The sequence below is a fragment of the Streptosporangium album genome, assembly GCF_014203795.1.
Classification (GTDB): domain Bacteria; phylum Actinomycetota; class Actinomycetes; order Streptosporangiales; family Streptosporangiaceae; genus Streptosporangium; species Streptosporangium album.
Window position 1 is genome coordinate 3,940,012 of the sequence record NZ_JACHJU010000001.1, and the last position, 18,241, is coordinate 3,958,252.

An 18,241-nucleotide genomic window follows, 5' to 3' on the forward strand; every position below is an offset into this window, starting at 1 on the left:
GCTACACTGCCCCTTTGCGCTGCCCTTTGACGACCCGCTTCTTTTGGTGCTCTGATGCATGGTCGTCTGGCGTGCGTGTAGTCAGTCCGCCGCGAGCCCTCGGAAGGACATCTGTTGGCAGCCTCGCGCAACGCCTTCGCCGTACCCGCTGGTCCCCGTCGTGTGTCTTTCGCACGAATTCAGGAGCCGCTCGAAGTTCCTGATCTTCTCGCTCTCCAGACCGAGTCCTTCGACTGGTTGCTCGGCAACGAGAAGTGGAAGGGGCGGGTCGAGGCGGCTCGCCAGGCCGGGCGCAAGGACGTTCCGGCCCAGTCGGGTCTCGAAGAGATCTTCGAAGAGATCAGTCCCATTGAGGACTTCTCCGGGACTATGTCCCTGTCGTTCCGCGATCACCGGTTCGAGCCGCCCAAGTACTCAGTCGATGAGTGCAAAGACAAGGACATGACCTACTCCGCCCCGATGTTCGTCACGGCGGAGTTCATCAATAACACCACTGGTGAGATCAAGAGCCAGACCGTCTTCATGGGCGATTTCCCGCTCATGACCGGCAAGGGCACTTTCATCATCAACGGCACCGAGCGTGTCGTGGTCTCCCAGCTGGTCCGGTCCCCGGGCGTCTACTTCGACCGCAGTGTCGACAAGACCTCCGACAAGGACCTCTACGGCTGCAAGGTGATCCCCTCCCGGGGCGCCTGGCTCGAGTTCGAGATCGACAAGCGTGACAGTGTCGGCGTCCGCATCGACCGCAAGCGCAAGCAGGCCGTCACGGTCCTGCTGAAGGCGCTCGGGTGGACCACCGACCAGATCCTTGAGCGTTTCGGACAGTACGAGTCCATGCGCGCCACCCTGGAGAAGGACCACACGGCCGGCCAGGACGACGCCCTGCTGGACATCTACCGCAAGCTGCGTCCGGGCGAGCCGCCGACCAAGGAGTCGGCGCAGACGCTTCTGGAGAACCTGTACTTCAACCACAAGCGTTACGACCTCGCCAAGGTTGGCCGCTACAAGATCAACAAGAAGCTCGGTGTCGACAGCGACATCACGCAGGGGACGCTGACCGAAGAGGACATCGTCGCCACGATCGAGTACATCGTCAAGCTGCACGCCGGCGAGGTCTCGATGTCGGGCACGAACGGTGAGATCGTCGTCGAGACCGACGACATCGACCACTTCGGAAACCGTCGCCTGCGTACGGTCGGCGAGCTCATCCAGAACCAGGTCCGCCTGGGCCTGGCCCGCATGGAGCGCGTCGTCCGCGAGCGGATGACCACCCAGGACGTCGAGGCCATCACGCCGCAGACCCTGATCAACATCCGCCCGGTCGTCGCGTCGATCAAGGAGTTCTTCGGAACCTCCCAGCTCTCGCAGTTCATGGACCAGACCAACCCGCTGGCCGGGCTGACGCACAAGAGGCGTCTGTCCGCGCTGGGTCCCGGTGGTCTGTCCCGTGAGCGGGCCGGCTTCGAGGTCCGTGACGTCCACCCCTCGCACTATGGCCGGATGTGCCCGATCGAGACGCCGGAAGGACCGAACATCGGTCTGATCGGCTCGCTGGCCTCCTTCGGCCGGGTCAACTCCTTCGGTTTCGTCGAGACGCCGTACCGCAAGGTCGTCGAAGGCCGGGTCACCGACCAGGTCGACTACCTCACCGCGGACGAGGAGGACCGTCACGTCATCGCCCAGGCGAACACGCCGATCGGCCCCGATGGCACGTTCCTCGAGGACCGCGTGCTCGTCCGCCGTAAGGGCGGCGAGTTCGAGTCCCTGCGGGCGAACGAGGTCGACTACATGGACGTGTCGGCACGCCAGATGGTGTCCGTGGCGACCGCGATGATCCCGTTCCTTGAGCACGACGACGCCAACCGCGCGCTCATGGGCTCCAACATGCAGCGCCAGTCGGTGCCGCTGCTCAAGAGCGAGGCGCCGCTGGTCGGCACCGGCATGGAATACCGTGCCGCGACCGACGCCGGCGACGTCATCACCGCCGACAAGGCGGGCGTGGTCGAGGAGGTCTCCGCCGACTACGTGACCGTGATGAACGACGACGGCACCCGTACGACCTACCGTGTCGCCAAGTTCAAGCGCTCCAACCAGGGCACCTGCTTCAACCAGAAGCCGATCGTCGCCGAAGGCGACCGGATCGAGGTGAACCAGGTCGTCGCCGACGGTCCCTGCACCGACACCGGCGAGATGGCGCTCGGCAAGAACCTGCTCGTGGCGTTCATGCCGTGGGAGGGCCACAACTACGAAGACGCGATCATCCTGTCCCAGCGCCTGGTCCAGGACGACGTCCTCTCCTCGATCCACATCGAGGAGCACGAGGTCGACGCCCGCGACACCAAGCTGGGGCCCGAGGAGATCACCCGGGACATCCCGAACGTCTCCGAAGAGGTCCTGGCCGACCTCGACGAGCGCGGCATCATCCGCATCGGCGCCGAGGTCGTCCCCGGCGACATCCTCGTCGGCAAGGTCACGCCCAAGGGCGAGACCGAGCTGACCCCCGAGGAGCGCCTGCTCCGCGCGATCTTCGGTGAGAAGGCCCGCGAGGTCCGTGACACCTCCCTGAAGGTGCCGCACGGCGAGCAGGGCAAGGTCATCGGCGTCCGCGTGTTCAGCCGGGAGGAGGGCGACGAGCTCCCGCCCGGTGTCAACGAGCTGGTCCGCGTCTACGTGGCCCAGAAGCGCAAGATCACCGATGGCGACAAGCTGGCCGGCCGCCACGGCAACAAGGGCGTCATCTCCAAGATCCTTCCGGTCGAGGACATGCCGTTCCTCGAGGACGGCACCCCGGTCGACATCATCCTCAACCCGCTGGGCGTGCCCGGCCGAATGAACGTCGGCCAGGTGCTGGAGACCCACCTCGGCTGGATCGCGGCCAGGGGCTGGGACATCTCGGGTGTCCAGGAGGCGTGGGCCGAGCGGCTGCGCGACAAGGGCTTCGCCGAGGTCGACCCCCGCACCAACATGGCCACGCCGGTCTTCGACGGCGCCAACGAGGAAGAGATCGTCGGCCTGCTCGACAACACCCTGGCCAACAGGGACGGCGGGCGCATGGTCGGCGCGAACGGAAAGGCCCAGCTGTTCGACGGCCGTTCCGGCGAGCCGTTCCCGCACCCGATCTCGGTCGGCTACATCTATATCCTGAAACTGCTCCACCTGGTCGACGACAAGATCCACGCACGTTCGACCGGCCCGTACTCCATGATCACCCAGCAGCCGCTCGGCGGTAAGGCCCAGTTCGGCGGCCAGCGATTCGGTGAGATGGAGGTGTGGGCGCTGGAGGCCTACGGCGCCGCCTACGCCCTGCAGGAGCTGCTGACCATCAAGTCCGACGACGTTCTCGGCCGGGTGAAGGTCTACGAGGCCATCGTCAAGGGCGAGAACATCCCAGAGCCGGGCATCCCGGAGTCGTTCAAGGTGCTCATCAAGGAAATGCAGTCGCTGTGCCTGAACGTCGAGGTGCTCTCCAGCGACGGCATGTCCATCGAGATGCGAGACACCGACGAGGACGTCTTCCGCGCCGCGGAAGAGCTCGGCATCGACCTGTCCCGGCGTGAGCCGAGCAGCGTCGAAGAGGTCTGATCGAGAAGCTGAGGAGGGGAATACAAGTGCTGGACGTCAACTTCTTCGACGAGCTTCGGATCGGCCTCGCGACGGCTGACGATATCCGCCAGTGGTCGCACGGCGAGGTCAAGAAGCCCGAGACCATCAACTACCGAACCCTCAAGCCCGAGAAGGACGGACTCTTCTGCGAGAAGATCTTCGGTCCGACCCGGGACTGGGAGTGCTACTGCGGTAAGTACAAGCGCGTCCGCTTCAAGGGCATCATCTGTGAGCGCTGTGGCGTCGAGGTGACCCGCGCCAAGGTGCGTCGTGAGCGGATGGGCCACATCGAGCTGGCCGCACCCGTCACGCACATCTGGTACTTCAAGGGCGTTCCGTCCCGTCTGGGATACCTGCTCGACCTGGCTCCGAAGGACCTTGAGAAGGTCATCTACTTCGCGGCCTACATGATCACGCATGTCGACAAGGAAATGCGTGAGCGTGACCTGCCCTCGCTTGAGGCGAAGATCTCCGTCGAGCGGCAGCACATCGAGCAGCGCCGTGACGCTGACATCGAGGCCCGGCAGAAGAAGCTCGAGAACGACCTGACCGAGCTGGAGGCCGCCGGCGCCAAGGGCGACCAGCGCCGCAAGGTCCGTGAGGGGGCTGAGCGCGAGATGCGCCAGCTCCGCGATCGGGCCCAGCGCGAGCTGGACCGTCTGGACGAGGTCTGGAGCCGCTTCAAGAACCTCAAGGTCCAGGACCTTGAGGGCGACGAGCTGCTCTACCGCGAGATGCGCGACCGCTTCGGCCGTTACTTCCGCGGTGGCATGGGTGCCCAGGCCATTCAGGAGCGTCTGACCAACTTCGACCTCGACCTCGAGGCCGAGAACCTGCGCGAGACGATCCGCAGCGGCAAGGGCCAGAAGAAGGCCCGCGCGCTCAAGCGTCTCAAGGTCGTGTCCGCGTTCCTGAACACGCGTAACTCGCCCAACGGCATGGTCCTGGACTGCATCCCGGTCATCCCGCCGGACCTGCGCCCGATGGTGCAGCTCGACGGTGGCCGGTTCGCGACCTCGGACCTGAACGACCTGTACCGCCGTGTGATCAACCGGAACAACCGCCTCAAGCGTCTCCTCGACCTCGGCGCGCCCGAGATCATCGTGAACAACGAGAAGCGGATGCTCCAGGAGGCCGTCGACGCACTGTTCGACAACGGCCGCCGTGGCCGTCCGGTCACAGGCCCCGGCAACCGCCCCCTGAAGTCCCTCAGCGACATGCTGAAGGGCAAGCAGGGCCGGTTCCGCCAGAACCTGCTGGGCAAGCGAGTCGACTACTCCGGCCGTTCGGTCATCGTCGTCGGCCCGCAGCTGAAGCTGCACCAGTGTGGCCTGCCCAAGCAGATGGCGCTGGAGCTGTTCAAGCCGTTCGTGATGAAGCGCCTGGTGGACCTGAACCACGCGCAGAACATCAAGTCGGCCAAGCGGATGGTCGAGCGTGCCCGTCCGGTCGTGTGGGACGTCCTCGAAGAGGTCATCACCGAGCACCCGGTGCTGCTCAACCGTGCGCCGACCCTGCACCGCCTGGGCATCCAGGCCTTCGAGCCGCAGCTGGTCGAGGGCAAGGCCATCCAGATCCACCCGCTCGTCTGCACCGCGTTCAACGCGGACTTCGACGGTGACCAGATGGCCGTGCACCTGCCGCTGTCGGCCGAGGCGCAGGCCGAGGCCCGCATCCTGATGCTGTCCACCAACAACATCCTGAAGCCGGCCGACGGCAAGCCGGTGACCATGCCCACCCAGGACATGATCATCGGTCTCTACTCGCTGACCACGCTCAAGGACGACGACCAGGACGGGGCCGGTCAGGGCCGGGTCTTCGGCTCGGTGCCCGAGGCGCTCATGGCGTACGACCGGCATGAGCTGGACATCCAGTCCAAGATCCAGATCCGGTTGAAGGGCGATGTCCCGCCGCCTCGCGGCTGGACGGCTCCCGAGGGCTGGGAGCCGGGCGACAGCTACCGCCTGGAGACCACGCTCGGCCGCTGCCTGTTCAACCAGACGCTGCCGGCGAACTACCCGTACGTGAACTCCCAGGTCGGCAAGAAGCAGCTCTCGGCGATCGTCAACGAGCTGGCCGAGAAGTACCCCAAGGTCGAGGTCGCGACCGCGCTCGACGCGCTCAAGGACGCCGGTTTCTACTGGGCGACCCGCGCGGGTGTGACGATCTCCATCGAGGACGTCATCTCGCCGCCCAACAAGGCCGCGATCATGGAGACGTACGAGCGCAGGGCCGACAAGGTCCAGCGTGAGTACGAGCGTGGTCTCATCACGGACGAGGAGCGCCGTCAGGAGCTCATCGAGATCTGGACGCACGCGACCAGTGACGTGACCGATGACATGCAGAAGGCGTTCCCGAAGACCAACCCGGTCTGGATGATGGTCCAGTCGGGCGCCCGAGGAAACCTGATGCAGGTCCGGCAGATCTCCGGTATCCGTGGTCTGGTGTCCAACACCAAGGGTGAGACGATCCCGCGTCCGATCAAGGCCTCGTTCCGCGAGGGCCTGTCGGTGCTGGAGTACTTCATCTCCACCCACGGACAGCGGAAGGGCCTGGCGGACACCGCGCTGCGGACCGCCGACTCGGGTTACCTGACCCGTCGTCTGGTGGACGTCGCTCAGGACGTCATCGTCCGTGAGATCGACTGCGGCACCGACCGCGGGGTCCCGCTGCACGTCGGTGAGCGCGACGCCCAGGGCAACCTGGTCAAGGCGGAGAACGCCGAGAGCAACGTGCACGGCCGCATCCTGGCCGAGGACGTCGAAGTGGACGGCAAGATCATCGCGGCTGCGGGTGTCGACATCAACGACATCCACGTCACCGCGCTGGTCGACGCCGGAGTGGAGACCGTCCGGACCCGCAGCGCTCTCGTCTGCGAGGCCAAGATCGGTGTCTGCGCCACCTGCTACGGCCGCTCGCTCGCGACCGGCAAGCTCGTGGACGTCGGTGAGGCGGTCGGCATCATCGCCGCCCAGTCGATCGGTGAGCCCGGCACCCAGCTGACGATGCGTACCTTCCACACCGGTGGTGTGGCGGGCGCGGACATCACCCACGGTCTGCCCCGTGTCCAGGAGCTCTTCGAGGCGCGCGTCCCCAAGGGCGTCGCCCCGATCAGCGAGGCCGAGGGCCGGGTCCGCATCGACGAGACCGACAAGACCCGCAAGATCGTGATCGTGCCGGACGACGGTTCGGAGGAGATCGCGTACCCGGTGTCCATGCGGTCGCGTCTGCTGGTCTCCGACGGGCAGCGCGTCACGGTCGGTCAGCAGCTGATCGCCGGTGCCGTCAACCCCAACGAGGTGCTGCGCATCCTCGGCCCGCGGGCCGTGCAGCTCCACCTGGTGGCCGAGGTTCAGCAGGTCTACCGCTCGCAGGGTGTGTCGATCCACGACAAGCACATCGAGATCATCGTCCGTCAGATGCTCAAGCGCGTGAACGTGCTTGAGTCGGGCGACGCGGACATGCTGCCCGGTGAGCTCGTCGAGCGGCCGCGCTTCGAGCGGATCAACCGCGAGTGCGTGGCCGAGGGCGGTACGCCGGCCTCGGGACGTCCGGTGCTGATGGGTATCACCAAGGCCTCGCTCGCCACCGAGTCCTGGCTGTCGGCGGCATCCTTCCAGGAGACGACCCGAGTGCTCACCGACGCGGCGATCCACGCCAAGTCGGACTCGCTGCTCGGTCTCAAGGAGAACGTCATCATCGGCAAGCTCATCCCGGCCGGTACCGGCATGCCGCAGTACCGCAACATCCGGGTCGAGCCCACCGAGGAGGCCAAGGCCGCGATGTACACGGTCGGTGGCTACGACGGTTCCGCCGCGGACTACACCTTCGGTTCGGGCTCCGGTGAGGCCGTGCCGCTGGAGGAGTACGACTTCGGTCAGTACAACCGTTAAGTGATCACGGGCGGCGCCCGGTCCCTCCATGAGGGGCCGGGCGCCGTCGTCTGTCCGGCGTCCGGGTCGGGGGGATCTTCTTGACCGGAACGTTGCGGTGAAAGCCGTGCCTTAATGAAGAGAACGGCCGGAGAAGTCCCCTGCGGCAGGTAAACTCATTACGGACCCAACGGCGGTCGGCCGGAAACCGATCGCGGGAGTCATGGCGCGGACGCGGTGCCCACAAAGGGCGCCCGGTGGGCGCAACCGTTTTGACGTGTTGCGTTGGACTAGGTAGTCTTTTCCTTCGTGCCCATGGCTTCGTGGGCTCTCATGCGTGCGCGTCGACAGATCTCCCTAGGGGGAGTCGGCAGAGGTGCCGTATGGCCTCCTCCGTTGGCCTGGCCGAGGATGTGGCGCGATATTTGCGCGACACGCCCGACCGCGTGGGTCGGAGGAGATGAAAAAACCGCAGGTCATGACACCGGCAGTGCCTGCAAAGCATCAACATTCGAATCACCGGCAAGCACGAACGGAGACGCGGTGCCCACGATTCAGCAGCTGGTCCGCAAGGGCCGCCAGGACAAGGTCACCAAGACCAAGACCCCGGCGCTCAAGGCCAGCCCTCAGCGACGCGGCACTTGCATGCGCGTTTACACCACGACCCCCAAGAAGCCGAACTCCGCCCTCCGCAAGGTCGCGCGTGTCCGGCTCACCAACGGCATCGAGGTCACGGCCTACATCCCGGGTGTCGGTCACAACCTCCAGGAGCACTCCATCGTGCTCGTCCGTGGCGGTCGTGTGAAGGACCTGCCGGGTGTTCGCTACAAGATCATCCGCGGCTCGCTGGACACCCAGGGTGTCCGCAACCGCAAGCAGGCCCGTAGCCGTTACGGCGCGAAGAAGGAGAAGTAAGAATGCCTCGCAAGGGTTCTCCTGGCCGTCGTCAGCTCATGGCTGACCCGGTCCACAACTCGCCGCTGGTCACCGCGCTCATCAACAAGGTGCTCCTGGACGGCAAGCGCTCCATCGCGCAGTCCATCGTCTACGGCGCCCTTGAGGGTGCCAAGGAGAAGACCGGCAACGACCCGGTCGTCACCCTGAAGCGCGCGCTGGACAACGTCAAGCCCACCCTAGAGGTCCGCAGCCGCCGTGTCGGTGGCGCGACCTACCAGGTCCCGGTCGAGGTGCGCGCCGCGCGCAGCACCACCCTGGCCCTGCGCTGGCTGGTGCAGTACTCCCGCGCCCGCCGCGAGAAGACCATGACCGAGCGCCTCATGAACGAACTGCTCGACGCCAGCAACGGCCTCGGCGCAAGCGTCAAGAAGCGCGAGGACACCCACAAGATGGCCGAGTCCAACAAGGCCTTCGCCCACTACCGCTGGTAACAGCGGGTTCGACGAGACGACGAGGACGCGAGAGAAGTGGCCACCACGACCGCTCTTGACCTGGCCAAGGTCCGTAACATCGGGATCATGGCCCACATCGACGCGGGCAAGACCACGACGACCGAGCGCATCCTGTTCTACACCGGTATCAATTACAAGATCGGTGAAGTTCACGAGGGCGCAGCCACGATGGACTGGATGGAGCAGGAGCAGGAGCGTGGTATCACCATCACCTCCGCTGCTACGACCTGCGAGTGGCTCGGCCACACGATCAACATCATCGACACGCCGGGTCACGTGGACTTCACGATCGAGGTGGAGCGTTCGCTCCGCGTCCTCGACGGTGCCGTCGCCGTGTTCGACGGCGTCGCCGGTGTCGAGCCGCAGTCCGAGACGGTCTGGCGTCAGGCCGACCGCTACGAGGTTCCCCGGATCTGCTTCGTCAACAAGATGGACCGCGTCGGCGCGGAGTTCCACCGCTGCGTCGACATGATGATCAGCCGCCTGAACGCGACCCCCGCGGTCATCCAGCTTCCCTGGGGCGTCGAGGCTGACTTCAAGGGCATCATCGACCTGGTGAAGATGAAGGGCCTGCTCTGGAGCGCCGAGGCGGCCAAGGGCGAGATGTACGAGACCGTGGACATCCCGGCGGAGCACGCCGAGACCGCCCGCGAGTGGCGTGACAAGCTCATCGAGACCGTCGCCGAGAACGACGACGAGCTGATGGAGCTCTTCCTCGAGGGTGTCGAGCCCACCGAGGAGCAGCTGGTCGCGGCCATCCGCCGCGCCACGCTGTCCAGCGCCATCAACCCGGTCCTGACCGGCACCGCGTTCAAGAACAAGGGCGTCCAGCCCCTGCTCGACGCGATCGTCGCCTACCTCCCCGCCCCGATCGACATCCCGGCCTTCAAGGGTCACGCGGTCGGCAACGAGGACGAGGTCATCGAGCGTCACGCGGACGTGACCGAGCCGTTCTCCGCGCTCGCCTTCAAGATCGCTGCCGACCAGCACCTGGGCCGTCTCACCTACATCCGCATCTACTCGGGCACGCTCGAGACCGGCACCGCCGTGGTCAACTCGGTGAAGGGCCGCAAGGAGCGGATCGGCAAGATCTACCAGATGCACGCCAACAAGCGCGAAGAGCGCCCGTCGGCCGTCGCCGGTCAGATCGTCGCCGTCATGGGCCTGAAGGACACCACCACCGGTGACACCCTGTCCGACCCGGCCAACCCCGTGGTCCTGGAGTCGATGAACTTCCCGGCGCCGGTCATCAGCGTCGCCATCGAGCCCAAGACCAAGAGCGACCAGGAGAAGCTGGGCACCGCCATCCAGCGTCTGGCCGAGGAGGACCCGTCCTTCCAGGTCCGGCGTGACGAGGAGACCGGGCAGACGGTCATCTGGGGTATGGGCGAGCTCCACCTGGAGATCCTCGTCGACCGGATGCGCCGCGAGTTCAAGGTCGAGGCCAACATCGGCCGGCCTCAGGTGGCGTACCGGGAGACCATCCGCCGCAAGGTGGAGAAGGTCGACTACGTCCACAAGAAGCAGACCGGTGGTTCCGGCCAGTTCGCCAAGGTCATCATCGACCTTGAGCCGCTGGGCGACGGCAACGACGGCTACGAGTTCTCCAACAAGGTCTCCGGTGGCCGCATCCCGCGGGAGTACATCCCCTCGGTCGACGCGGGCGCCCAGGAGGCCGCCGAGTTCGGCGTTCTCGCCGGCTACCCCATGGTCGGGGTCAAGGTCACCCTGCAGGACGGTGCCTACCACGAGGTGGACTCGTCCGAAATGGCCTTCAAGATCGCCGGCTCGATGGCCTTCAAGGAGGCCGCGCGCAAGGCGGACGCAGTAATCCTGGAGCCGATGATGGCCGTCGAGGTCACCACGCCCGAGGACTACATGGGTGACGTCATCGGTGACCTCAACGGTCGCCGCGGGCAGATCCAGGCGATGGACGAGCGCTCCGGCGCCCGCATCGTCAAGGCGCTCGTGCCGCTCTCCGAGATGTTCGGCTACGTGGGTGACCTCCGTAGCAAGACGCAGGGACGTGCGAGTTACAGCATGCAGTTCGACTCCTATGCGGAAGTGCCTGCGCACATCGCCAAGGAGATCGTCGCGAAGGTGCGGGGCGAGTAAGTCCGGCATTCATTCCGGTACAGGTGGCGAGGAGATCGTCGCCCGCTACCGGAGGGGTGCGGGGCGAGTAAGTCCGGCATTCATTCCGGTACAGGTGGCGAGGAGATCGTCGCCCGCTACCGGAGGGGTGCGGGGCGAGAGGTCTCTCGTCGGCCCGTCCTGAGAAGGACGGGCTTCCCCAAGCCCGAATACGAAGACGCAAGTCAAGTCAGAATCTCTAAGGAGACAGAGCAGTGGCCAAGGCCAAGTTCGAGCGGACCAAGCCGCACGTAAACATCGGCACCATTGGACACATCGACCACGGCAAGACCACTCTGACCGCGGCGATCACCAAGGTGCTCCACGAGCGTTTCCCGAACCTCAACGAGGCGACCCCGTTCGACAAGATCGACAAGGCGCCCGAGGAGAAGGCTCGTGGTATCACGATCTCCATCGCGCACGTCGAGTACCAGACCGAGCAGCGCCACTACGCTCACGTGGACTGCCCCGGTCACGCCGACTACGTGAAGAACATGATCACCGGTGCGGCTCAGATGGACGGCGCGATCCTCGTGGTCGCCGCCACCGACGGTCCGATGCCGCAGACCAAGGAGCACGTCCTCCTGGCCCGCCAGGTCGGCGTCCCCTACATCGTCGTCGCCCTGAACAAGGCTGACATGGTGGACGACGAGGAGATCCTGGAGCTCGTCGAGCTCGAGGTCCGCGAGCTCCTCTCCGCCCAGGAGTTCCCCGGCGACGACCTGCCGGTCATCCGCGTCTCGGCGCTGAAGGCGCTCGAGGGCGACGAGAAGTGGGGCGACAGCATCATCGAGCTCATGACCGCTGTGGACGAGAACGTCCCGCAGCCGACTCGTGAGACCGACAAGCCGTTCCTCATGCCGATCGAGGACGTCTTCTCGATCACCGGTCGCGGCACCGTCGTCACCGGCCGTATCGAGCGTGGCATCGTCAAGGTCAACGAGACCGTCGACATCATCGGTATCAAGGACACCAAGACCACCACCACGGTCACCGGTGTCGAGATGTTCCGCAAGCTGCTCGACGAGGGCCAGGCGGGCGACAACGTCGGTCTGCTCCTCCGCGGCATCAAGCGCGAGGACGTCGAGCGCGGCCAGTGCATCATCAAGCCGGGCACGACCACCCCGCACACCGAGTTCGAGGCTCAGGTCTACATCCTGTCGAAGGACGAGGGCGGCCGCCACACCCCGTTCTTCAACAACTACCGTCCGCAGTTCTACTTCCGTACGACTGACGTGACCGGTGTTGTGAACCTGCCCGAGGGCACCGAGATGGTCATGCCCGGTGACAACACCGAGATGAGCGTCTCGCTGATCCAGCCCATCGCGATGGAGGACGGTCTCAAGTTCGCCATCCGTGAGGGTGGCCGCACCGTCGGTGCGGGTCGGGTGACCAAGATCATCAAGTAGTATCATCGCGGAGTGGCGGCCGGCCCTCATCCGAAGGACCGGCCGCCGCACCACGAGGGGGGCGCATGCCGTACGGCATGCACCTCCGGCACCACCCCACGAACCGTGATCTCGCAGTTGGTTCGGCCGTAAGGTGACCGAAGTAACTGCCAGATCACGGAAGAAAGCGCAGACGGACAACGTCTGCTACGTGGGGCACGGAAGAGAAAGTCAAGCCTGTGACCGGCGGGGACGTCCATGACGGATCCGCAGGGCACACGGTGGGACGGACTCGACCACCACATAGCGGCAACAGGCCGCACGTAACTTTTTCAGACGACAGCGAAGGACACCGAGGCCATTATGGCGGGACAGAAGATCCGCATCCGGCTCAAGGCCTATGACCACGAGGTCATCGACAGCTCGGCCAAGAAGATCGTCGAGACGGTGACGAGGACTGGCGCTAAGGTCGCAGGCCCGGTGCCGCTGCCGACCGAGAAGAACGTGTACTGCGTCATCCGCTCGCCGCACAAGTACAAGGACAGCCGCGAGCACTTTGAGATGCGCACGCACAAGCGGCTGATTGACATCATCGATCCGACGCCGAAGACGGTCGACTCGCTCATGCGACTCGACCTCCCCGCCGGTGTTGACATCTCGATCAAGCTCTGAGGGAACGCACTGACATGGCTAAGCAGATCAAGGGCGTCCTGGGCAAGAAGCTCGGCATGACCCAGGTCTTCGACGCGGACAACCGGATGGTCCCGGTGACCGTCGTCGAGGCCGGTCCGTGCGTCGTGACCCGCGTCCGCACCCCCGAGAAGGACGGCTACTCCGCCGTGCAGCTCGGCTTCGGGCAGGTCGACCCGCGGAAGGTCAACAAGCCGCTCGGCGACTACCTGCGCAAGCACGACATCACCCCGCGCCGTTACTTCACGGAGATCCGTACCGACGACGCGAGCGATTACACCCTGGGCCAGGAGCTCCTCGCCGACACCTTCGAGGCCGGCCAGTTCGTCGATGTGACGGGCAAGAGCAAGGGCAAGGGTTTCGCCGGTGTCATGAAGCGTCACGGCTTCAAGGGCCTGGGCGCCGGACACGGCGTGCAGCGCAAGCACCGTTCGCCGGGTTCCATCGGTGGCTGCGCCACCCCGGGCCGTGTTTTCAAGGGCATGCGCATGGCCGGTCGGATGGGTAACGTCCGCACCACCATCCAGAGCCTCAAGGTCCACGCCGTCGACGCCGAGAAGGGTCTCATCCTGATCAAGGGTGCGATCCCCGGCGCCAACGGCAGCCTGGTTCTCGTCCGTACCGCTGCCAAGAAGGGGGCTGCCAAGTGAGCACCATTGACGTCCTCGACGTGAGCGGAGCGAAGACCGGCACCGTCGACCTGCCCGGCGACGTCTTCGGCGCCAAGGTCAACATTCCGCTGATCCACCAGGTCGTCGTGGCCCAGCTCGCCGCTCGCCGGCAGGGCACCCACAAGGCCAAGACCCGTGGTGAGGTCAGGGGCGGCGGCAAGAAGCCGTACCGCCAGAAGGGCACCGGCCGCGCCCGTCAGGGTTCGACCCGCGCTCCGCAGTTCGCCGGCGGTGGCACCGTCCACGGTCCGCTTCCCCGGGACTACGCCCAGAAGACCCCCAAGAAGATGAAGGCCGCCGCCCTGCGTGGCGCCCTCTCCGACCGGGCAGCCGGTGGCCGCGTTCACGTGGTCAGCGCTCTGGTCCAGGGTGAGACCCCGAAGACCAAGGCGGCTCTCGAGTCGCTGCGGAAGATCACGGAGACCCGCAGCGTCCTCGTCGTCGTCGACGAGGGCGACGAGCTCACCTGGCTGAGCCTGCGTAACGCTCCTGAGGTCCACCTGCTGGACGCCGGTCAGCTGAACACCTACGACGTGCTCTGCTACGACCACGTCGTTTTCACTCAGGAGGCGTACGACCAGGTCGTCGCGCGTCTGAGCAAGAGCGGGAAGGAAGACGCCTGATGGAGAAGATCGCCGACCCGCGCGACATCATCATCAAGCCGGTTGTCTCCGAGAAGAGCTACGGCCTGATCGACGAGCACAACAAGTACACGTTCCTGGTGCGGAAGACGGCCAACAAGACGCAGGTCAAGATTGCCATCGAGAAGATCTTCGGTGTCAAGGTGGCCAGCGTCAACACCATCAACCGCCAGGGCAAGCGCAAGCGGACCCGGGCCGGCTACGGTCAGCGTCCCAGCACCAAGCGCGCGATCGTGAGCCTGGTTGAGGGCGACCGGATCGACATTTTCGGCCAGGTCGGCTGACCCGCTCGCCAAGTAACAGGGAGAACGCCCCTCGCCGGGAGGCGAGGGGCATTCGACCGGATTAACCGACGAAGGATGAACGAAAAAGATGGGCATCCGTAAACTCAAGCCGACGACCCCGGGTCGCCGCGGCGCCAGTGTCTCGGACTTCTCCGAGATCACGCGCAGCACGCCCGAGAAGTCGCTGCTTGCACCCCTGCACAGCAAGGGTGGCCGTAACGTCCACGGCCGGGTCACCACCCGCCACCAGGGTGGCGGGCACAAGCGTGCTTACCGGATCATCGACTTCCGGCGCCACGACAAGGACGGGGTTCCGGCGAAGGTCGCTCACATCGAGTACGACCCGAACCGCACATCCCGTATCGCTCTGCTGCACTACGCCGATGGGGAGAAGCGCTACATCCTCTGCCCGACCGGCCTCAAGCAGGGCGACCTGATCGAAAACGGCCCCACGGCCGACATCAAGCCGGGTAACTGCCTCCCGCTGCGCAACATCCCGACCGGTACCTTCATCCACGCGGTGGAGCTCCGTCCGGGCGGCGGCGCCAAGCTGGGCCGGTCCGCCGGTGCGCAGATCCAGCTGCTCGCCAAGGAGGGCCAGTACGCCACGCTGCGTATGCCGTCCGGCGAAATGCGCCAGGTCGACGTCCGCTGCCGGGCCTCCATCGGCCAGGTCGGCAACGCCGAGCAGGCCAACATCAACTGGGGTAAGGCCGGCCGTATGCGGTGGAAGGGCAAGCGCCCCACCGTCCGCGGTGTCGCGATGAACCCGGTCGACCACCCGCACGGTGGTGGTGAGGGTAAGACCTCCGGTGGTCGTCACCCCGTCAACCCCAAGGGCAAGCCCGAGGGACGTACTCGTGCGGCGAACAAGGCCAGCGACCGGCTGATCATCCGTCGTCGGACCAAGCGGAAGAAGCGGTAGGAGCAGCCAAAATGCCACGTAGCCTTAAGAAGGGTCCCTTCGTGGACGACCACCTTCAGAAGAAGGTGGATGTCCAGAACGAGAAGGGCACCAAGAACGTCATCAAGACGTGGTCGCGGCGCTCCATGATCGTTCCCGACATGCTCGGTCACACGATCGCCGTTCACGACGGCCGCAAGCACGTCCCGGTGTTCGTCACCGAGTCGATGATCGGTCACAAGCTCGGAGAGTTCGCGCCGACGCGGACGTTCCGCAGCCACGTCAAGGAAGACCGCCGCAGCCGGCGGTAAGCGCCTGTCGAAGAAGGTAAGAGGAGTAAGCGATGGAAGCCAGGGCTCAGGTGCGGTTCGCGCGCCACACGCCCATGAAGGCCCGCCGTGTGGTGGACCTCATTCGCGGGCTGCCCGCTTCGGAGGCGCAGGCCGTGCTGCAGTTCGCTCCCCAGTCGGCGAGCGAGACCGTGTACAAGGTGCTGTCCAGCGCCATTGCCAACGCGGAGCACAACTTCAAGCTCGACCGCGGCACGCTCTTCGTGAGCCGTGCGTGGGTCGATGAGGGCCCGACGCTGAAGCGGTTCCGTCCCCGCGCTCAGGGTCGTGCCTATCGGATCAACAAGCGGACGAGCCACATCACTGTGATCGTGGAGTCCCGCGAGCCGAAGGGGAGGACCCGCTAGTGGGTCAGAAGGTTAACCCGCACGGGTTCCGCCTCGGCATCACGACCGACTTCAAGAGCCGGTGGTATGCCGACAAGCTCTACAAGTCGTACGTTGCCGAGGATGTGGCGATCCGCCGCATGCTCAAGAAGGGCATGGAGCGGGCCGGCATCTCCAAGGTGGAGATCGAGCGGACCACCGACCGGGTTCAGGTCGACATTCACACCGCCCGTCCGGGCATCGTCATCGGCCGCCGCGGCGCCGAGGCCGACCGGATCCGTGGCGACCTCGAGAAGCTGACCAAGAAGCAGGTCCAGCTGAACATCCTTGAGGTCAAGAACCCCGAGATCGACGCGCAGCTCGTCGCTCAGGGTGTGGCCGAGCAGCTGTCCAGCCGTGTCTCGTTCCGTCGGGCCATGCGCAAGGCGATGCAGTCGGCCATGAAGAGCGGCGCCAAGGGCATCCGGGTGCAGTGCTCCGGCCGTCTGGGCGGTGCTGAGATGTCTCGTTCGGAGTTCTACCGCGAGGGCCGCGTGCCCCTGCACACCCTCCGTGCGGACATCGACTACGGCCTCTACGAGGCCCGTACCACCTTCGGCCGCATCGGCGTGAAGGTGTGGATCTACAAGGGTGAGGCTCCGACCAGCCGCGCCGAGCGCGAGGCGGCTGCCGCCGGTGCTCGTGCGGGCCAGCGTCGGGACCGTGACGACCGTCGCGGCCCCGGTGCCGGTGGCGACCGTCCCCGTCGTGGTGGTGGCGCCGGTGGCGACCGTCCCCGTCGTGGTGGTGCCGCCCGTGGCGACCGTGCCCCCAGGACTGAGGCGGCCTCCCAGGCTGCCCCCGAGACCGGCCCGGCTGCGCAGCCGGGTGCTGAAGGGAGCTGACCATGCTGATCCCTCGCAGGGTCAAGCACCGCAAGCAGCACCGGCCTGACCGTCACGGTGCCGCCAAGGGTGGCACCAGGGTCGTGTTCGGCGAGTTCGGCATTCAGGCGCTTGAGCACTCCTATGTGACCAACCGCCAGATCGAGTCGGCTCGTATCGCCATGACCCGCCACATCAAGCGTGGCGGCAAGGTCTGGATCAACATCTACCCGGACCGTCCGCTCACCAAGAAGCCCGCCGAGACCCGCATGGGTTCCGGTAAGGGTTCGCCGGAGTGGTGGATCGCCAACGTCAAGCCCGGTCGCGTCATGTTCGAGCTGTCGGGTGTCGCCGAGCCGGTGGCTCGCGAAGCCCTGCGTCGTGCGATGCACAAGCTCCCGATGAAGTGCCGGTTCGTTAAGCGTGAAGTGGGTGAGGCGTGATGGCTAAGGGCCTGACCGCCGGTGAGCTGCGGGTGGAGGACCAGGACACCCTGGTTCAGAAGCTGAAGGAAGCCAAGGAGGAGCTGTTCAACCTCCGCTTCCAGGCCGCGACCGGCCAGTTGGAGAGCCACGGGCGGCTGCGTGCTGTCCGCCGCGAGATCGCCCGTATCTACACCGTGATGCGCGAGCGGGAGCTCGGCATTGTTACGGTTGAGAAGGAGTCGATCGATGGCTGAGACAGCTGAGAGCACAACTGAGACGCGGAACTACCGCAAGACCCGTGAGGGTCTGGTCGTCAGCGACAAGATGGACAAGACCGTCGTCGTCGCTGTCGAGGACCGCGTCAAGCACCCCTTGTACGGCAAGGTCATCCGTCGGACGACCAAGTACAAGGCGCACGACGAGGCCAACGCCTGCGGCGTCGGCGACCGTGTTCTCCTGATGGAGACCCGGCCGCTGTCGGCCAGCAAGCGCTGGCGGGTCATCGAGATTCTCGAGAAGGCCAAGTAAGGAACGCGCCTCGTGGGGGGTGACCTGGTCACCCCCCATGCTGGCGTCCAAGGGGGCGAAGTCGATCTTCGCCCCGCCTGCGGCGGCGGCTCGTCTGTCGCCGGGGGAACAAGACCACATCAGTTCCGCAAGGCTCGCCATCGGGTGAGAACCA

Annotated in this window: 17 protein-coding genes; all 17 read left to right on the forward strand. The window is 65.6% G+C overall.

From position 1 onward, the window contains the following. Positions 1–114 precede the first annotated feature (114 nt). The 17 genes from rpoB to rpsQ all read left to right on the forward strand — a co-directional run bounded on the left by rpoB (position 115) and on the right by rpsQ (position 18,087). Complete coding sequence (gene rpoB, locus FHR32_RS19090) at positions 115–3,582, forward strand: DNA-directed RNA polymerase subunit beta (protein ID WP_184755535.1); 3,468 nt, start codon at positions 115–117, stop codon at positions 3,580–3,582. Positions 3,583–3,608: 26 nt separating this feature from the next. Continuing rightward, positions 3,609–7,496: a DNA-directed RNA polymerase subunit beta' gene (locus FHR32_RS19095; RefSeq protein WP_184755536.1), complete on the forward strand. Its 3,888-nt coding sequence runs from the start codon at positions 3,609–3,611 to the stop codon at positions 7,494–7,496. Positions 7,497–8,018: 522 nt separating this feature from the next. Continuing rightward, the gene (gene rpsL, locus FHR32_RS19100) at positions 8,019–8,390 is read left to right on the forward strand and encodes a 30S ribosomal protein S12 (RefSeq protein WP_012887826.1); all 372 of its coding nucleotides are present in this window, start codon (positions 8,019–8,021) and stop codon (positions 8,388–8,390) included. A 2-nt stretch (positions 8,391–8,392) separates the two neighbouring features. Beyond that, positions 8,393–8,863, forward strand: a complete 471-nt coding sequence (gene rpsG / locus FHR32_RS19105; RefSeq protein WP_012887827.1) for a 30S ribosomal protein S7 — start codon at positions 8,393–8,395, stop codon at positions 8,861–8,863. An 87-nt stretch (positions 8,864–8,950) separates the two neighbouring features. After that, positions 8,951–10,999 (forward strand): elongation factor G, encoded by a 2,049-nt coding sequence (gene fusA / locus FHR32_RS19110; RefSeq protein WP_221466037.1) that lies wholly within the window; start codon positions 8,951–8,953, stop codon positions 10,997–10,999. Positions 11,000–11,232: 233 nt separating this feature from the next. Further along, complete coding sequence (gene tuf, locus FHR32_RS19115) at positions 11,233–12,426, forward strand: elongation factor Tu (RefSeq protein WP_184755538.1); 1,194 nt, start codon at positions 11,233–11,235, stop codon at positions 12,424–12,426. Positions 12,427–12,768: 342 nt separating this feature from the next. Next, entirely contained in the window at positions 12,769–13,077 is a 309-nt protein-coding gene (gene rpsJ, locus FHR32_RS19120; RefSeq protein ID WP_012887830.1) for a 30S ribosomal protein S10, read from the forward strand. A gap of 14 nt (positions 13,078–13,091) precedes the next feature. Continuing rightward, on the forward strand, positions 13,092–13,745 hold the full coding sequence (gene rplC, locus FHR32_RS19125; protein WP_184755539.1) for a 50S ribosomal protein L3: 654 nt from the start codon (positions 13,092–13,094) through the stop codon (positions 13,743–13,745). Beyond that, positions 13,742–14,389, forward strand: coding sequence for a 50S ribosomal protein L4 (gene rplD, locus FHR32_RS19130; RefSeq protein WP_184755540.1), 648 nt, complete (start codon positions 13,742–13,744; stop codon positions 14,387–14,389). The genes rplC and rplD overlap by 4 nt, the downstream gene beginning before the upstream one ends. Then, a complete protein-coding gene (gene rplW, locus FHR32_RS19135) occupies positions 14,389–14,691 on the forward strand; it encodes a 50S ribosomal protein L23 (RefSeq protein WP_184755541.1) in 303 nt (100 codons plus the stop codon). Before rplD ends, rplW begins: the two co-directional genes overlap by 1 nt. Positions 14,692–14,779: 88 nt before the next feature. Beyond that, positions 14,780–15,616: a 50S ribosomal protein L2 gene (gene rplB, locus FHR32_RS19140; protein ID WP_184755542.1), complete on the forward strand. Its 837-nt coding sequence runs from the start codon at positions 14,780–14,782 to the stop codon at positions 15,614–15,616. 11 nt (positions 15,617–15,627) lie between these two features. Beyond that, a complete protein-coding gene (rpsS, locus tag FHR32_RS19145) occupies positions 15,628–15,906 on the forward strand; it encodes a 30S ribosomal protein S19 (RefSeq protein ID WP_012887835.1) in 279 nt (92 codons plus the stop codon). Positions 15,907–15,938: 32 nt separating this feature from the next. Then, positions 15,939–16,292 carry a 50S ribosomal protein L22 gene (gene rplV, locus FHR32_RS19150; RefSeq protein ID WP_089210179.1) on the forward strand — a complete coding sequence of 118 codons (354 nt, stop codon included), beginning with the start codon at positions 15,939–15,941 and terminating at the stop codon, positions 16,290–16,292. Further along, positions 16,292–17,155, forward strand: a complete 864-nt coding sequence (gene rpsC, locus FHR32_RS19155) for a 30S ribosomal protein S3 (RefSeq protein WP_184755543.1) — start codon at positions 16,292–16,294, stop codon at positions 17,153–17,155. The genes rplV and rpsC overlap by 1 nt, the downstream gene beginning before the upstream one ends. 2 nt (positions 17,156–17,157) lie before the next feature. After that, positions 17,158–17,577 (forward strand): 50S ribosomal protein L16, encoded by a 420-nt coding sequence (rplP, locus tag FHR32_RS19160; RefSeq protein ID WP_012887838.1) that lies wholly within the window; start codon positions 17,158–17,160, stop codon positions 17,575–17,577. After that, a complete protein-coding gene (gene rpmC, locus FHR32_RS19165) occupies positions 17,577–17,813 on the forward strand; it encodes a 50S ribosomal protein L29 (protein ID WP_012887839.1) in 237 nt (78 codons plus the stop codon). The genes rplP and rpmC overlap by 1 nt, the downstream gene beginning before the upstream one ends. Next, positions 17,806–18,087 carry a 30S ribosomal protein S17 gene (rpsQ, locus tag FHR32_RS19170; protein WP_012887840.1) on the forward strand — a complete coding sequence of 94 codons (282 nt, stop codon included), beginning with the start codon at positions 17,806–17,808 and terminating at the stop codon, positions 18,085–18,087. Before rpmC ends, rpsQ begins: the two co-directional genes overlap by 8 nt. The last annotated feature ends 154 nt before the right edge of the window (positions 18,088–18,241 follow it).

What these genes read in the sequence shown, in the direction of transcription:
- rplP (WP_012887838.1), top strand. Translation starts at nt 17,158, where the DNA reads ATGCTGATCCCTCGCAGGGTCAAGCACCGCAAGCAGCACCGGCCTGAC.
- rplC (WP_184755539.1), top strand. Translation starts at nt 13,092, where the DNA reads ATGGCTAAGCAGATCAAGGGCGTCCTGGGCAAGAAGCTCGGCATGACC.
- rpsQ (WP_012887840.1), top strand. Translation starts at nt 17,806, where the DNA reads ATGGCTGAGACAGCTGAGAGCACAACTGAGACGCGGAACTACCGCAAG.
- rpsG (WP_012887827.1), top strand. Translation starts at nt 8,393, where the DNA reads ATGCCTCGCAAGGGTTCTCCTGGCCGTCGTCAGCTCATGGCTGACCCG.
- rplW (WP_184755541.1), top strand. Translation starts at nt 14,389, where the DNA reads ATGGAGAAGATCGCCGACCCGCGCGACATCATCATCAAGCCGGTTGTC.
- rplV (WP_089210179.1), top strand. Translation starts at nt 15,939, where the DNA reads ATGGAAGCCAGGGCTCAGGTGCGGTTCGCGCGCCACACGCCCATGAAG.
- rpmC (WP_012887839.1), top strand. Translation starts at nt 17,577, where the DNA reads ATGGCTAAGGGCCTGACCGCCGGTGAGCTGCGGGTGGAGGACCAGGAC.
- rplB (WP_184755542.1), top strand. Translation starts at nt 14,780, where the DNA reads ATGGGCATCCGTAAACTCAAGCCGACGACCCCGGGTCGCCGCGGCGCC.
- rpsS (WP_012887835.1), top strand. Translation starts at nt 15,628, where the DNA reads ATGCCACGTAGCCTTAAGAAGGGTCCCTTCGTGGACGACCACCTTCAG.
- fusA (WP_221466037.1), top strand. Translation starts at nt 8,951, where the DNA reads ATGGCCCACATCGACGCGGGCAAGACCACGACGACCGAGCGCATCCTG.
- rpsJ (WP_012887830.1), top strand. Translation starts at nt 12,769, where the DNA reads ATGGCGGGACAGAAGATCCGCATCCGGCTCAAGGCCTATGACCACGAG.